Genomic DNA, 13,719 nt, shown 5'->3' with positions numbered 1-13,719 from the left:
CGGTGCGGCGCGGGTGATCAGTGCACCGTGCCGCGGATCAACTCGGTCACGGCCACGCCGCGCGACGTGCGCATGCATTCCTCGACGTAATCGATGAACGGCAGCGGCTCGAAATCGATTTCGTCGCGCACGCGGCGGTTGTCGAACACGCGATCGACCGTCGCGAATTCCCCGCAGCGCTGCAGTGCCCGGCCGATCACCCGTTCGAGTGCCGGATCGGTCCGCCCCAGCACATCGCGCACCACGAGCGGCAACTCGGCCGGCGCACACGCCGCGTAGCGCGGCGCGCCCGTCATCCCCGCCGCCTCGTCCATCGCACGCACGATCTGCGCGACCTGCGGCGCCTCGTCGCCGGCCGACACGTGATACAGGTCGTGCGCGAGCGTCGGCTTGACGGCCAGCAGCATCGTCGCACGCGCCACGTCGTCCACCGACACGATGTCGATGCGCGTCATCGGCCGCGCGGTGAAGCGGCGCGCGGCATGCGCGAGCCGGAACATCCAGAACGAATTCGGCGCGGGCCGCGTACCGAGCACCGTGTGGCCGACCACATGCGACGGCCGCACCACGACGAGCGGCAGCCCGAGCGCCCGCAGCCGCTGCTCGGTCTCGATCTTCGCATGCAGGTAGTCCGCCGCGAGCACCGCGCCCGGCAGGCCTTCTTCGTCGCGCGCGACGTCGTTCGCCGCAGCGGCCGCGGCTTCTTCCTGCACGATCCCGCCGCGGCCCGCATGCGCATAGGCCGTGCCGACGTACACGAAGCGCTGCAGGCGCGGCGCCCGGGCGAAGCGTTCGGCGAAGCGCACCGCATCGGCGATGTCGGCGCGCAGGTGCGCGCCGTCGGCCGGTGACGCATGGCCCGCGCAATGAATCACGTGCGTCGCGGCGGCGAGGCGCGGCGCGTCGGCGCCCTGCCACACGTCGCCGAGCGCACCGACGATCACGTTCGCATCGGTCAGGCGCGACGCCCAGTACGGCGCCAGCCCCGCGCGCAGTGCCGCTTCGCGCAGCCGCGCGACGGCGTGGCCGCGATCCTGCGCACGCACGACGCAGACGATGCGGTCGAGCAGCCCCGCATTGACGAGCGCCGTCAGTACGGTACTGCCGATGAAGCCGGTTGCGCCGGTCAGCACCAGCCGCCCGACGTTCGCCGCCGCGACCGGTGCGCTGGCCGGCGACACGAGGCTCGTCCGCCAGTTGAGCGACAACGCGGTTTTCCAGATCAGCACGATAGTCTCCTTCGAAGAGTCGGCCGGGCGGCGCGACGCCCGCGGTTGCGGGCTGCGCACGGCTCACCGGCCGGGCCGGGGCCTGACGCGCGCCCCGGCAGTCCCGATCGGGCGTGCGGCCCGCGATCGCGTCGATCGCGTCTCTGGCACGAGGCGGCGGCAGCCGCCGAGGACGGGCGTCCGCGGCACTGGATCGGGAAGATCTCAGTGTGGGGCCCGACCGCAGGCAAGTCTGTCCCGAAAGTTTCGTGAAAGTGTGCCGATTTGTATGGGATTGTCGGAGTGTGTCGTACCGGGCGCGCCGTCAACCTGCCGCAACATCCGATCGGCCAGCGTTTCGACGATGGCGTGCCGCCCCGGTCGGCCCGGTTTCCCCGGCGGGTCGTGCGCGACAGATCGACGCGCCTCGCGCCCATGTCATCCCATGTCTCGATGATCGGCCGCCCCCATCGGCACCGCGATCGCCGGCACGCATGAGTTTGCGCGTGCTCGGCCGGAATAACCATGAATCGTCAGACGTCGTTCCATCTGAAATCGCAATGGACTCAATATGAATTTATTGCGGATTATCACTTGCGTTTCACGCCAGTCTATCTAGACTGATCAAGTCAAAACGGTCGAATGTGTCATTTTTTTAGGAGACGATCACAATGCGCCTCACCATTCGGATTAATGGCAGCGAATCGGCAACCCGGCACGCCTTCGCGGTACTGTGGGTCGATACCGACGAGGGCCTGTGGTCGCGCGAGGCACATCAGGGCATGGATCTTCCGACCTGGGGCAAGGTCCGCGACGTCGAGGGCGCAATGGCGCTCTGCGCGGCCGACAGCGGGAATGCCGTGTGCCAGTTGAAGGGACTGTCGTTCGATGCGACCCAGCGCGAACAGGGCCCCGCGGTACTCGCCGGCAATCACCCCGGCGCGTGGCGACTGCAGGCCGTCGATCGTTGCACGAGCGAGCCGGAATACCGGGAATTCATTTCCGTCGCCCGATAGAAATAATCGATGTAATTCGTCTGCGGTTTTCGGGTTTATTCCGGTTTCAGCGATATTCATTTCGATATTCAGCATTAACGGCGCCCCACTTCGGGGCGTTTTCATTTTCCGGTTTAAAGAAATAACCACGGACCGGTCAATTGATCGCACATCGGGGGATTGGCCTCGATCCGTACCTGAATTCCCCCCGCCGCTCGTTCTGCACGTCGCGAGTCACCCGAGTTTCATCGTCAGCGGCTTCGGGAAAATGTCGCTCCCTCCCCCCTTTTTCACCCGGTGTCAGCGCGCCGATATCGGTATTTTCTTGGGGCCGGAACATACTTTCCCCACACGGCGTTTACTCATTTATTACAATCGCATTATTCAGACTGACTCGCCGCCCTCGGGCGGCCCGACCCGGCCATTGCATGAGCGTGAAAAAGAAGACCCACCCCGCCGATCCGTACGCGGCCGCGACCAAGCATCCGATGCTTGCGTCGCGCCTGCCGATGTGGCGCTCGAAGCTGATCGTGATCATCGTGTTCCTCGCGTTCGCCGCGCTGATCGGCCGCGCCTTCTGGGTGCAGGTCGCGAACAAGGAGTTCTACGTCGGCCAGGGTCAGAAACGCTACCAGCGCACGATCGAGCTCGATGCGACGCGCGGGCGCATCGTCGACCGCAACGGCGCGATGCTCGCCGTCAGCCTGTCGACCTATGAAATCTGGGCGAACCCGAAGCAGGTCGCCGACACCGATTACCCGCAGATCTCGAAGCTGCTCGACATGCCGCTCGTCGAGGTCAAGCGGCGCCTCGGCAACGACAAGACGTTCGTGCTGCTCAAGCGGCAGGTCGACGCGGACACCGCGGGCAAGCTCGACAAGCTCGCGATCGACGGCGTCACGCAGATCGCCGATTCGAAGCGTTTCTACCCGGAAGGCGAATCGGCCGCGCACGTGGTCGGCTTCACGAACGTCGAGGACAAGGGGCAGGAAGGCGTCGAGCTCGCGGCGAATGCGCGCCTGGTGGGCACGTCCGGGCAGCGCGAGGTGATCCGCGACCGGCTCGGCCGCATCGTGTCGGATACGCGCCCGCTCGTCCCGGCGCAGCACGGCGCGACGATCGAACTGACGATCGACCGCCGCATCCAGCAGCTCGCGTTCAGCCAGCTCAAGGCGGCCGTGGTCGAAAACAACGCGGTGGCCGGCAGCGTCGTGGTGCTCGACGCGCAGAACGGCGAAATCCTCGCGCTCGCGAACTATCCGACCTTCGACCCGAACGACCGCGCGCGCCTCACCGGCCAGCAGTTGCGCAACCGCGCGGTGATCGACACGTTCGAGCCGGGCTCGACGATCAAGCCGCTCGTCGTCGCGCTGTCGATCGACGAGCGCAAGGTCACGCCGAACACGATCATCAACACGTCGCCGGGCACCTACAAGATCGGCCCGGCCGTAATCCACGACACGTCGAACCACGGGTCGCTGACGGTGTCGCAGGCGCTGCAGAAGTCGAGCAACGTCGCGCTCGCGAAGCTCGCGCTGAACCTGCCTGCCGAAACGATCTGGAACAAATACCAGGAATACGGAATCGGCCGCGCACCGGAACTCACGTTCCCGGGCGTCGCGTCGGGCCGGCTGCGCGGCTACAAGCGCTGGCGGCCGATCGAGCAGGCGACGATGGCGTACGGCTACGGCCTGTCGATGTCGCTGCTGCAGATCGCGCAGACCTACACGGCCTACGCCGGCGACGGCACGCTGCACCCGGTGTCGCTGCTGAAGAACGGCACCGACCAGCAGACGATCGACGCGCATCGCGGCCACCGCGTGACGTCGCCGCAAACAGCCGCGGCGATCCGCTCGATGCTCGAGATGGCGGTCGGCGAAGGCGGCACGGGGCGCCGCGCGCGCGTCGACGGCTACCGGATCGGCGGCAAGACGGGTACCGCGCGCAAGCAGGTCGGCGCGACTTATGCGAAGGGCAAGTACCGCGCGCTGTTCGCCGGGATGGCGCCGATGAGCAACCCGCGCCTGATCGTCGCGGTGATGATCGACGAGCCGCGCGGCAAGGGCTACTACGGCGGCACGGTGGCCGGCCCGGTGTTCGCGTCGGTCACGAGCGGCTCGCTGCAGCTGCTCGGCGTGCCGCCCGACGCGCCGGTCGAGCCCGAGAAGACGCCGCCGGCGAAGGCCGTTGCGCCGCAAAAGACGGTGGCTGCACCGAAAGCGTCGGCGACGCAGCCCAAGACAGCCGCTGCGCCGAAAACTGCCGCATCGCTGAAGACCGCCTCGCCATCGAGCGCGCCGGCGCAGGCAAACACGGCGGCGGGTTGATCGGCGTAGCCCGCGCGACGCGCCGCCGTCCCGGCGCGCGCGTCACGCTCCGACGGCCTCGTCGCCGCCTCAGACCTCCCCGTCATCGGGCACCGCCTCACTTTCCAGGAACGCCGCGCATCATTTGAGCGTTCCCGCCGCTACCCCCTGCCATTTTTTCGCGCCTCGGCCCGCCCGGGCCGCCGCGCCCTGCCCGGTACGCGGCACGATGCCGCGCGCCGTCAATGCGAAGCCGCGACGGCCGGCTTCGTCATCCTGCCGAGCACGTGCTCGGTCATCCCGCGCGCGAGTTCGGTCTCGCCCATGAACACGGTGCCGATCCCTTCGCTCGACAGCAGCGCGGCCTCGTCGCCGCTGTTCGTGCACAGCACGACCTCGAGCGCCGGATTCAAAGTGCGCGAGATCTCGACGATCTGCCGCACGTCGAACACATCGGGCAGCGTGACGACCAGCATCCCGGCGCGCGCGATATGCGCCTGCACGAGCACGATCGGCTCGATCGCGTCGCCCGACACGGCCGCGACACCGTCCTCACGCAGTTTCTCGACGAGCTCGCGATTCTGCTCGACGACGACATACGCGATGCCGCGCTCGTCCAGCGCGTGCGCGATTCGGGTACCGACCTTGCCGTAGCCGACGATCACGACCTGCCCGGTCAGGTGCGTCTGCGGCGTCGACATCGGCAGCGCGGCGAGCGGATCGTCGCGCGCCTCGAGCTTGCGCGCGAACGCCGAATGCTTGCGGATCCACGCGAGCGCCGGATCGATCATCGCGAACAGCAGCGTGTTCATCGCGATCGAGATCAGCGCGACGGCCAGAATCAGGCTCTGCCCCTCGGCCGACAGCAGCCCGAGCGCACGGCCGAGCCCGGCGAGGATGAACGAGAACTCGCCGATCTGCGCGAGCCCCGCGCCGACCGTCAGCGCGGTATTCAGCGGATAGCGGAACGCGATCACGAGCGCGACTGCCGCGAGCGTCTTGCCGATCACCACGATCGCCGCGACCTCGATCACGTGCAGCGGCTCCGCGAGCAGAATCTTCGGGTCGAACAGCATCCCGACCGAAATGAAGAACAGCACCGAGAACGCATCGCGCAGCGGCAGCGTCTCGTCGGCCGCGCGCCGGCTGAACTCCGACTCGCGCATCATCATCCCGGCGAAGAACGCGCCGAGCGCGAACGACACGTCGAACAGCTTCGCCGCGCCGAACGCGATGCCGACCGCGGCCGCGATCATGCACAGCGTGAACAGCTCGCGCGAGCCGGTGCGCGCGACGAGCCACAGAATGCGCGGAAACACGCGCTTGCCGACCACCAGCATCAGCGCGATGAACGCCGCGACCTTCAGCATCGTGACACCGAGCGTGCCCCACACGCTGCCGCCGGCCGCCTGCGCGTCGCCGGGCGGCGTGCCGCCGAGCAGCCCCGCGACGGGCGGCAGCAGCACCAGCACGAGCACCATCACGAGATCCTCGACGACGAGCCAGCCGACCGCGATGCGCCCGTTGACCGTCTCGACCAGCCCGCGCCCTTCGAGCGCACGCAGCAGCACCACCGTGCTCGCGACCGACAGCGCGAGCCCGAACACGAGCGCCGCGCCGACGCTCCAGCCCCAGGTGAGCGCGAGCCCGCCGCCGAGCAGCGTGGCCACCGTAATCTGGACGATCGCGCCCGGCAGCGCGATCTTGCGCACCGCGAGCAGATCGCCGAGCGAGAAATGCAGGCCGACGCCGAACATCAGCAGCATCACGCCGACTTCGGCGAGCTGCTGCGCGAGCGACAGGTCGCCGACGAAGCCGGGCGTGCCGGGGCCGATCACGATCCCGGCAAGCAGATAGCCGACGAGCGGCGGCATTTTCAACAGCGACGCGAAATAACCGAAGACCATCGCGAGACCGAAACCGGCCGCGAGCAACGCAATCAGGCTGACGTCATGAGGCATCCCCCCTCCCGAAGTTCTTGTAACTATTTAGTAAGGTTCAAGAACGAAAGGATAAGGGATGAGGCGGAAAAATGGCGCGCCGCCGCGAAAATTTCACGCATTGGCGCGCCTTTGCGGGGTGCAACCCCGGCGAAATGAAAGGCGCCGCGCGGAGACGGCGGCGCCTTGCAGCACATCCGACAGGCGGGGCCCGCGCCCCGCCGCCCCGTCAGCGCGACGCTTGCGGGAACCGCGCGCCCGGCGGCGGTTCGGGCCGGGTCGACGGCACGCTCTTGCGCACCTTCGCGACCTGCGCGGCCGTCACGGCAGCCCCCGTGTTGCCCCAGCTCGTGCGCACGAAGTTGGACACGTCCGCGACTTCCTGGTCCGACAGGCGCCAGCCGAACGGCGGCATCGTGAACGTCGACGGCGCGGTGCGCGTGCCCTGCAGTGCGCTGCCTTCCAGCACGACGTGGATCAGCGAGGTCGGATCGTCGCCCTGCACGACCGGGTTGCCGGCGAGCGCCGGGAACACGCGCGTGTAGCCGTGGCCGTCGCTGCGGTGGCACGCCATGCAGTTGTCGCGATAGACGGCCGCGCCCGGCTTGCTCGCGTCGCCGGTCTGCAGCGCCTTCGCGGCAGCCGCGTCGTACACGTGCGGCTGCTCGCCCTGCACGCGCGGCGGCAGCGTCTTCAGGTAGCGCGCGATCGCGTTCAGGTCGTCGTCGGTCAGGTGCTGCATGCTGTGGCCGACCACGTCCGTCATCCCGCCGAACGCGGCCGTGCGCAGCGTGCGGCCCGTCTTCAGGAACTGCACGATCTCGGTTTCCGTCCACGTGCCGAGGCCCGTGCGCGGTTCGCCGCGCAGGCTCGTCGGCACCCAGCCGTCGATCGCCGCGCCGCCGGCCAGGAAGTCCGGGCCGTCCGCGTCGGTCAGCCCGCGCTCCTGCATGGTCGGCGCGCGCGGCGTATGGCACGCGCCGCAGTGGCCGAGCCCCTGCACGAGATACGCACCGCGCGCGACCACCGGATCGGTGTATGGCGCCGCGTCGAACGGCTTCGGCGTCGGCGCGAACATCTTGCGCCAGATCCCGAGCGGCCAGCGCATCGACAGCGGCCACACGATGTCGACCGCGCGGTTCTCGTGCTCGACGGGCGCGACGCCGTGCATGAAGTACGCGTACAGCGCCTTCATGTCGTCGTCGGTCAGGCGCGCGTAGGACGGGAACGGCATGGCCGGATACATCGTGTCGCCGTTCTTGCGCACGCCTTCGCGCACCGCGCGCGTGAAGTCCTCGACGGTCCAGCCGCCCAGGCCCGTTTTCGGGTCCGGCGTGATGTTCGTCGAGTAGATCCCGCCGATCGGCGTGTCGAATTTCAGCCCGCCCGCGAACGGCTTGCCGCCGCTCGCGGTGTGGCACGCGATACAGTCGCCTGCCCGCGCGAGATATTCGCCGCGCTTGATCAGGGCCGCGTCGGCGGATTGGGCCGCGGGTGCGGCCGCCGGGCCGGAAGCCGCCGCGGGAGTTGCCGGCTGCGCGAACGCCGTCGAGCCGGCGAAGCCGAACGCGGCCCAGGCCGCACCGGCTGCCAGCGCGCGCGACATCCGGCGCGTGACGTTGTGGTTCATCGTCCTCTTCATGCGGTCACCAGCGGGGCGGGATTTTTCAGGTATTGCTCGCGGATCGCACGTGCCGACCAGTAGGCCAGCGCCGCGATGATCCCGGTCGGGTTGTAGCCGATGCCCTGCGGCAGCGCCGATGCGCCCATCACGAACACGTTGTGCACGTCCCAGCACTGCAGGTAGCGGTTCAGCACGCTCGTCTTCGGGTCGGTGCCCATGATCGCGCCGCCGACGAGGTGGGTCGTCTGGTACGCGCGCGAATCGAAGTGCTTGCCGAACTCGCGCGTCGACACGCTGATCGCCTTCGGCCCCATCGCCTCCGCGATCTTCTTCATCTGCCCGGTCACGTACTGCGCCATCTTGATGTCGTTGTCCTTCCAGTCGAACGTCATCCGCAACAGCGGCTGGCCGTACGAATCGCGATAGGTCGGATCGAGATCGAGATACACGTCGCGGTACGACATGTTGGTGCCGTGCGCGTCCATCGAGATCGTGTGCGCGTAGTTGTCCTTCACCGCCTTCTTCCACGCCGAGCCCCACTGCGGCGTGCCGGGCGGCGTCGCGATGCCGCTGATCGGCTTCACGCCGGCCTGGTTCACCCACAGCGGCGAGCCGCCGACGAAGCCGAGCGGGCCGTGATCGAAGTTGTCCGCGTTGAAATCGTCCACCGCGACGCCGTTGCCGCCCGCGCCGATGAACGGATTCGTGTAGGTATCCTTGTCGAAGAACGCCTTGATCGTCGACAGGTTCTGGTACGCGAAATTGCGGCCCACGACGCCTTCGCCCGAGATCGGGTCGTACGGCTTGCCGATGCCCGACAGCAGCAGCAGGTGCACGTTGTGGTACTGGAACGCGGCCACGATCACGAGATCGGCCGGCTGATGCACTTCACGCCCGGCCGGGTCGACGTAGGTCACGCCCGTGGCGCGCTTCTTCGTATCGTCGAGGTCGACGCGCAGCACGTGGCACTTCGAGCGCAGCTCGAAGTTCGGCGCCTGCTTCAGCGCGGGCAGGATGTTCAGGTTCGGCGACGCCTTCGAGTACATGTAGCACGCGTAGCCGCTGCAGTAGCCGCAGAAGTTGCACGGGCCCATCTGCACGCCGTACGGGTTCGTGTACGGCCCCGACGTGTTCGCCGACGGCAGCCGGTACGGATGCAGGCCGAGCGACTTCGCTGCATCGGAGAAGCGCTGCGCCGAATAGGTATTGAGCTGCGCGGGCAGCGGGAAGTTGTCGCTGCGGTTCGCCTCGAACACGTTGCCGTCGCCGACCACCTTGCCGCCGACCTTGTACGCCTGCCCCGACGTGCCGAACACCTTCTCGGCGAAGTCGAAATGCGGTTCGAGCTCCTCGTAGGTCACGCCCGTGTCCTGGATCGTCATCCCTTCGGGGATGAACTTCTTGCCGTAGCGCTCTTCATAGTGGCTGCGCAGGCGCAGCTCTTCCGGCGTGATCCGGAAATGCACGCCGGACCAGTGCAGCCCCGCGCCGCCCACACCTTCGCCCGGCAGGAACGCGGCGAGCTGCCGGTACGGCAGCGCGGTGTCCTGCAGGCCGTGGCGGATCGACACGGTCGTCTTCGACAGGTCGAGGAACAGCTTCTTGCGGATGTTGTAGGTCAGCTCGTCGATCGTGTTCGGATACGCGCCGTCCGGATAGGTGTCGCGATACTCGCCGCGCTCGAGCGCGACGACGTTCAGGCCCGCTTCGGTCAGTTCCTTCGCGAGAATCGCGCCGGTCCAGCCGAAGCCGACGATCACAGCATCGACATGCGGCTTTTTCTCTGCGGCCATCAGCTGCGCTCCCCGTTGATCGAGACGGGGCCGTACGGATACGACTTGCCGTTCTGGTTGACGAAATCCATGAAGTCCGCGCGCGCGCCCGGAAAGCCGATCATCTTCCACGCGGCCATGTCGTGATTGCCGCCATGCACCGGATCGCAGAAGTAACCTTCGCGCGTGTTCTGCAGCAACTGACCGAAGAACACGCCGGGCGGCACGTCGTCGATCTGCGCGCCGCCCTTCTCCAGCGCGCCTAGCACGGTGTCGCGCGTCGGCGCGTCGAGATCCGCGAACGCCTTGCCGTGAGTCTTCTCGCAATAGCGGTTGACCGCCGCGATACCGAGCCGGTAGATGTCGCGCGGCACCAGCTTCAGCTGATAGCCGAGCTCGGGCACGCCTTGCTGGAACGGCCCCTGCATGTACCAGGTGGCGCCGTGCGCATACGGCGTCTCCATCTGGCGGTCGATGAATTCGGGCACGCCCGATTCGAGCGCACCGGGCCCTTCGGCGTCGGCCGGAATCAGCCGGTCGACGGCGGCCTGGACGAACGCCCATTCCTTCGCATCGAAGAAGGTCGGCTTGTATGGCGCGCGTTCGGCACTGGCCGATGCACCGGGCGCGTTGCCGGTCGTCGCGGAAGGCGACGACGAGCGCAGGTCGCAGCCGGCGACCGACGCGATCGGCACGAGCGCGACCGACGTGCGCAGGAAACGGCGGCGCGAGTTGGGTTTGTCAGGTGGCGTGGACATGGTCGGATGTTGATCGTTGGGGATCGGGACCCGGACGCGCGCACTCCGCATGCGGCATGTCCGGCATGGCAGCCATGCCGCACGCGGCTGGCCGTCCTGTTCTTTCGTCTGTTGCGAACAACCTCGCTGCTGGCGCCGCCCATGCCATGCACGGCAGCGCCTTCAAGCAGCCGCGCATCGCGCCAATTCAGGTTGCGCTGCACGGATCGGCTTCTTCGCGAGCCTTATCGTCTGACAAATGCCGGCATCTGCCCGCATCTGCCCCTCATCGCTCATGACCCTCATTCAACTTAGACGCCGCGTTTGCCGACAGCAAGCGCAACGTGCACGACCCTCTTTCGGGCCCGGCGACAAGTGCCGCGAATTATAAATGGAACCGGTTCCATTGAGTGTCGTATCAGTGCAATTCAATGCATCGAAAATCGCAACAATTGAAAAATCCGGGAGTCGGAATCGACAAGGATCGCGGGAATACCGACTGACGCGGGCGTCAGGTAGACGATTGTTGTGTGGCGCGCTGCGCCGAAGGCTGTCTCTTTCCTGCTACGCGGGGTACCGAGGCGTGCTTTTTTGCACGGTGCTCTGGTAGCCTCCGCGTCTCATGAAACCACACAAAAAGAATGAACTGCCGGCGACCGACGCGACCGGCATCAGCCGATATCTCAGCTACCTGCTGCGCCACGCGCCGCAGTCGATCGGGCTGCAACTCGACCCGGAAGGCTGGGCCGACATCGACGCACTGCTTTCCGGCGCTGCTCGCCAGGGGCACCACCTCGATCGTGCGACGCTCGAAACCGTCTGCGCGACCAACGACAAGCAACGCTTCGCCCTCTCCGACGACGGCCGTCGCATCCGTGCGGTGCAAGGCCATTCGACGCCCGCCGTGCAGCGACGCTATCCCACCGCGCAGCCGCCCGAGCGCCTGTATCACGGCACGGCGACGCGCTTCCTGGATTCGATTCGGGAGCAAGGGCTGAAACCCGGCGCCCGTCATCACGTGCATCTGTCGCCGGACATCCGGACGGCGCTGGCCGTCGGCACACGCTACGGCGTGCCCGTGATACTCGAGGTCGATGCGCAGCGCATGCATCGGCAAGGCCACACGTTCTTCGTCGCGGAAAACGGCGTATGGCTGACCGACACCGTGCCGGCGGAATTCCTCAAAGAGATGGACGGGCCCGCGCGCTGAGACGCGCGCTCACCACGGCCAGAACATCGACGCGATGGACAGCGCCAGCGCCGCGCAAAGCGGCGAGTAATACAGCGTGTCCATGCGTGCGAAACGCGAGCCGCGAATCCGCTTGAAGAAGCCGACGTAACGGAAGTCGCCGACGGCCCGCACCGCGAAGATCAGTGCGAACGCAACGACCGCGAACGAGATCGTGCCGGGATACGCGTTCGGCCCCAGCCAGCCGGCACGCGCGGCAACCATGCACGCGCCGCCCAGCAACGCCACCGCGACCGCAAGCGTGCCGATGGCGGTCGGCCGCAATAGCGGCTCGCCGTCCTGCTCCGGAATGGCCGCCCCCTTGCCGCGCCGCCCGCCCAACGCCCAGTAGACGTGAACGAGCGCGATTGCGCAAAGCGTCGGCACGCTGAAATACGCTCCGGTCATGTTGGTCAGTGCCCTCGTGTCGTTGTGTCGTTATCGCGATGTGTTGCCGGCAACGTTCCGGCGCGCGGCCCCGGTCCGCGCCACACGTGACGATACCGAAACCCGGCACCACGTGCATTGCGACCTCCGGTCGCAACCTGCCACCCGCCACCCGAGACAGCGCATGTTGCGATGCAGTGCGCGCGCCGGTGCACGCGGTCCGGCCGCTTGACTTCCCTCCGCGCACTACTACCCTGATATTCCAGTACTGCGGTCGATACGCTCCTGCGTGAACGGCCGCACGGGCAACGTTCGCCGCATGGCGCACCTGCACGACAACGATAACGAAGGCCATGGAGGCGACTCATGCTGATCGGTGTGCCGAAAGAGATCAAGAACCACGAATATCGCGTGGGCCTCACGCCGGCCGGCGCGCGCGAACTGACGCGGCACGGCCATCGCGTATTGGTGCAGCGCGGCGCGGGCACGGCGATCGGCCTGCTCGACAACGACTACACGGCCGCGGGCGCAGCGCTCTGCGACGGCGCCGACGAAGTCTTCGCGCGCGCCGACATGATCATCAAGGTCAAGGAGCCGCAGCCGGCGGAATGCGCGATGCTGCGACGCGGGCAGATCCTCTACACGTACCTGCATCTCGCGCCCGATCCCGACCAGGCGGCCGCGCTCGTGAAATCCGGCGCCGTCTGCATCGCGTACGAAACCGTGACGGGCCCCGGTGGCGGCCTGCCGCTGCTCGCGCCGATGAGCGAGGTGGCCGGGCGCATGTCGATCCAGGTCGCGGCGACTCATCTCGAAAGCCCGCGCGGCGGGCGTGGCCTGCTGATGGCCGGGGTGCCCGGCGTGCCGGCCGCGCACGTCGTCGTGCTCGGCGCGGGCGTGGTGGGCACCGGCGCCCTGCAGATGGCGGTCGGCCTCGGCGCACGCGTCACCGTGCTCGATACCAACGTGAACCGGCTGCGCCAGCTCGACCTCGTCTTCGCCAACCGGATCGCGACCGTCTGCTCGAATGCACACACGATCGACGAAGCCGTGCGCGATGCCGACGTCGTGATCGGCGCCGTGCTCGTGCCGGGCGCATCGGCGCCGCGGCTCGTCACGCGCGACATGATCGCGACGATGCGCACGGGAGCGGTCGTCGTCGACGTCGCGATCGACCAGGGCGGCTGCTTCGAGACCTCGCATGCGACGACGCACGCGGACCCGACCTTCGTCGTCGACGGCGTCGTGCACTACTGCGTCGCGAACATGCCCGGCGCAGTCGCGCGCACGTCGACCTTCGCGCTGAACAACGCGACCCTCACCCATGCGCTCGCGCTCGCCGACAAGGGCTGGAAGCAGGCGATGACCGACGATCCGCATCTGCGCGCGGGCCTGAACGTATGCGACGGACACATCACGTACGAAGCCGTCGCACTCGCGCTCGGCCTGCCCTATGTGCCGGCGGCCGGCCTACTGGCATGACGTGACCGCATTCATGACCGGCCAGCCGCTGACGGCACGC

At 67.6% G+C, this 13,719-nt stretch carries 10 protein-coding genes; 4 read left to right on the top strand and 6 right to left on the bottom strand.

From position 1 onward, the window contains the following. Positions 1-17: 17 nt before the first annotated feature. Complete coding sequence (locus CFB39_RS24190; RefSeq protein WP_089474732.1) at positions 18-1,229, bottom strand: SDR family oxidoreductase; 1,212 nt, start codon at positions 1,227-1,229, stop codon at positions 18-20. Between the two features lie 650 nt (positions 1,230-1,879). Between CFB39_RS24190 and CFB39_RS24185 the strand changes: the two genes are divergently transcribed. Beyond that, positions 1,880-2,224 (top strand): DUF3564 family protein, encoded by a 345-nt coding sequence (locus CFB39_RS24185; protein ID WP_089474731.1) that lies wholly within the window; start codon positions 1,880-1,882, stop codon positions 2,222-2,224. A gap of 407 nt (positions 2,225-2,631) precedes the next feature. After that, positions 2,632-4,530, top strand: coding sequence for a penicillin-binding protein 2 (locus CFB39_RS24180; protein ID WP_089474730.1), 1,899 nt, complete (start codon positions 2,632-2,634; stop codon positions 4,528-4,530). A 221-nt stretch (positions 4,531-4,751) separates the two neighbouring features. Here CFB39_RS24180 and CFB39_RS24175 read toward each other — a convergent pair whose 3' ends face one another. The 4 genes from CFB39_RS24175 to CFB39_RS24160 form a co-directional block, all read right to left on the bottom strand. Beyond that, a complete protein-coding gene (locus tag CFB39_RS24175; RefSeq protein WP_089474729.1) occupies positions 4,752-6,470 on the bottom strand; it encodes a cation:proton antiporter in 1,719 nt (572 codons plus the stop codon). Positions 6,471-6,678: 208 nt separating this feature from the next. Further along, on the bottom strand, positions 6,679-8,091 hold the full coding sequence (locus CFB39_RS24170) for a cytochrome c (RefSeq protein WP_089474728.1): 1,413 nt from the start codon (positions 8,089-8,091) through the stop codon (positions 6,679-6,681). Then, complete coding sequence (locus tag CFB39_RS24165) at positions 8,088-9,866, bottom strand: GMC family oxidoreductase (protein ID WP_089427650.1); 1,779 nt, start codon at positions 9,864-9,866, stop codon at positions 8,088-8,090. Before CFB39_RS24165 ends, CFB39_RS24170 begins: the two co-directional genes overlap by 4 nt. Further along, entirely contained in the window at positions 9,866-10,603 is a 738-nt protein-coding gene (locus tag CFB39_RS24160) for a gluconate 2-dehydrogenase subunit 3 family protein (protein WP_089427651.1), read from the bottom strand. Before CFB39_RS24160 ends, CFB39_RS24165 begins: the two co-directional genes overlap by 1 nt. A gap of 601 nt (positions 10,604-11,204) precedes the next feature. On the opposite strand from CFB39_RS24160, the gene CFB39_RS24150 reads away from it, so the two are divergent. Further along, entirely contained in the window at positions 11,205-11,792 is a 588-nt protein-coding gene (locus tag CFB39_RS24150) for an RNA 2'-phosphotransferase (protein ID WP_089474727.1), read from the top strand. A 9-nt stretch (positions 11,793-11,801) separates the two neighbouring features. On the opposite strand, the gene CFB39_RS24145 is transcribed toward CFB39_RS24150, so the two are convergent. Further along, the gene (locus CFB39_RS24145; protein ID WP_089427653.1) at positions 11,802-12,218 is read right to left on the bottom strand and encodes a DUF3995 domain-containing protein; all 417 of its coding nucleotides are present in this window, start codon (positions 12,216-12,218) and stop codon (positions 11,802-11,804) included. A gap of 345 nt (positions 12,219-12,563) precedes the next feature. On the opposite strand from CFB39_RS24145, the gene ald reads away from it, so the two are divergent. After that, positions 12,564-13,679, top strand: a complete 1,116-nt coding sequence (gene ald, locus CFB39_RS24140) for an alanine dehydrogenase (protein ID WP_089474726.1) — start codon at positions 12,564-12,566, stop codon at positions 13,677-13,679. Positions 13,680-13,719 lie beyond the last annotated feature (40 nt).

The sequence above is a fragment of the Burkholderia sp. AU6039 genome (assembly GCF_002223365.1).
Taxonomy (GTDB): Bacteria; Pseudomonadota; Gammaproteobacteria; order Burkholderiales; family Burkholderiaceae; genus Burkholderia.
Note: the sequence above shows the minus strand (reverse complement) of the source record. Positions and strands in the feature narration are given on the sequence as shown.